Consider the following 2,008-nt stretch of genomic DNA (forward strand, 5'->3'; position numbering starts at 1 on the left):
TCTTAGAGCACGTATACGGTGTAAAGTAAGACCATCAAAAGTGAATTTTTCATTGGTAAATTCGTATTTTTTTGCAGACTCTTGCTGATCAACAGGCGCGGTTTCATTTGCAATGGAAGAGATAACGGGGGGGTAATTTATTAACTATAGCACTCATGCTAAATATCCTATTCGTTCAATTGTTTTGAAATTGACACCCTATAAGGGCGCCGAGCGCTCAAAACACGGCGAATAGTCCGTTGCTACACTTTTCCCTTGAAAGGGTATTGTATGGCATAGCTACACCCGACAAAATTCTCATATACTAACAAAAGTATAAAAGAAAGTCAGTATTTTAAAAGGCATGGGAGAAGCTGTTTCGTAACCTATCCGCTTTTCTCAATGTTACGAAGATAACTACGCAAATCATTGCGCACATCATGTAGTTTCTTGGTCATCAATGCTTCATCAAGACTTTTTACATAGTTATTTTCGCGAACAAAAATACGTTCTAACTCCTCAAATTCTTTAGAAATGATGACCTCCTATGATAACATCTTTATCTAACCAATCGGGACCATATTCTTTATCAGCATCTTTAGTAGAAAATCCCATATCACGAATAAATTGTGCTCCATGCCGCTTTTTAAGAAACAGAAGTGTATGTGCTGGAGGTTCAGTCATTGCTAACCATTCCCACACCGCTTTGCTATCATTAGCACGGTCCGCTGCTTCTGATTCAGCAGTATAAATGCAGTTTTGATCTAACCCGCCTGCTCGTAACTCCTCACGTTCAGCATCCGTCATATAACTTTTGGGTAATTTCTTTTGCATAGGAAATTCCTTTCTGTAATCTGTCTTGAAATATTAATCTAATGGTTAAATCTGATCAATCAAATTTCCTATGAATTTTTCAATTTGTTGTTTGGAAATGAAATAAGATATCTGTTTTTATCTTTGATCATTTTGATTGTTTGTATCAAAGAAACTTATCGTTTTTTCTGATACTTATACACTTAATTGACGGTCTTTATTGAACGTGACACAATTTTACGCATATTTACGAGTTTCTCCTGATGGACAAGATACAGAAAATCAAAAACTTGGATTATTAGAATATGCTAACAAAAATGCTTTTGCTTCACTCCATATTGAAGATAAACTATAAATAGAAGGAAAGCTTGGTGCTTTAATCGAAAGAACAGAGCAGGGGATTGTTATTGACACCTGAGTTTTTTGTATAACCGATTTTCTCTTGATGTTTTAGAAATTCTTAAAGATGTTAGTGAGCATAATTTATAAAGTACGCCAATTTATTAAGGGGATAAAACCTATTATCATGAGCAGGACAACGGGCTGTTCCATAACGCCCATGCCAAACCCCGCGCAAGGCACGTGTGATACCCTGCGCATTCTTAAAAGAACACATCATTTTAAATCCTATAACGTTGCGTTACAGGACGGATTGTGCACTCTCTAGGGTGATGAATTTGAGAAAGCCTTGTCCGTCCTTACGTGACAAGGTTTTTTTATGCCACATCGTTATAACGTTGCTGTTTTGCTTGCTCGATGACATTGATAAGATCCGATTGTAACCAACGGGATAAAAAACCAAATTTTAAAGGTTTTGGGAGAGAGCCATTGGTTACATGACGGCGGAATGTTGAAACACTCATATGAAGCAATTTTGCACTTTCACGGTCAGTTAAAAGAATATCATTTTCTGTCATACTAAAATCCTTTCACTCTCAAAAAATGGCAACAAATCATAACCATTTATTAACCACATTTTGGTTCATTTTTGAAGGTATTTTATTTATATAAAACAATATTTTATCATATAAATTCTCATGTGATAATTTATGACTCTTATTGAGAGAGAATGAGAGAGAAGAGAGCTAAAGTTATCCACAGATCATGGGGTTATTCACCCCATATTTTAGGTTTGGCCTGTGACATAAGCCGCCCATTTATCCATATAAACGCGGCGCTGTTCTAGATAGTCAGTGCGACGATAGGCACGCTCTAC

The 2,008-nt window shown here is 36.4% G+C and carries 3 protein-coding genes and 1 pseudogene; 1 reads left to right on the forward strand and 3 read right to left on the reverse strand.

Going from position 1 to position 2,008, the window contains the following annotated elements; genetic code table 11:
* Nucleotides 1–507: 507 nt before the first annotated feature.
* Entirely contained in the window at nucleotides 508–813 is a 306-nt protein-coding gene (locus tag ACFILO_RS09275; protein WP_375668605.1) for a hypothetical protein, read from the reverse strand.
* Between the two features lie 205 nt (nucleotides 814–1,018).
* Here ACFILO_RS09275 and ACFILO_RS09280 point away from each other — a divergent pair.
* Nucleotides 1,019–1,278 (forward strand): annotated as a pseudogene (locus tag ACFILO_RS09280) (recombinase family protein); the annotation flags it as partial.
* Here ACFILO_RS09280 and ACFILO_RS09285 read toward each other — a convergent pair.
* On the reverse strand, nucleotides 1,262–1,411 hold the full coding sequence (locus ACFILO_RS09285) for a hypothetical protein (protein ID WP_375668606.1): 150 nt from the start codon (nucleotides 1,409–1,411) through the stop codon (nucleotides 1,262–1,264). The pseudogene ACFILO_RS09280 and the gene ACFILO_RS09285 overlap by 17 nt on opposite strands.
* Before the next feature lie 97 nt (nucleotides 1,412–1,508).
* Nucleotides 1,509–1,709: an AlpA family transcriptional regulator gene (locus ACFILO_RS09290; protein WP_004856846.1), complete on the reverse strand. Its 201-nt coding sequence runs from the start codon at nucleotides 1,707–1,709 to the stop codon at nucleotides 1,509–1,511.
* Nucleotides 1,710–2,008: the final 299 nt, after the last annotated feature.

The sequence above is a fragment of the Bartonella sp. AP72JLCBS genome (genome assembly GCF_042195705.1).
GTDB lineage: Bacteria > Pseudomonadota > Alphaproteobacteria > Rhizobiales > Rhizobiaceae > Bartonella.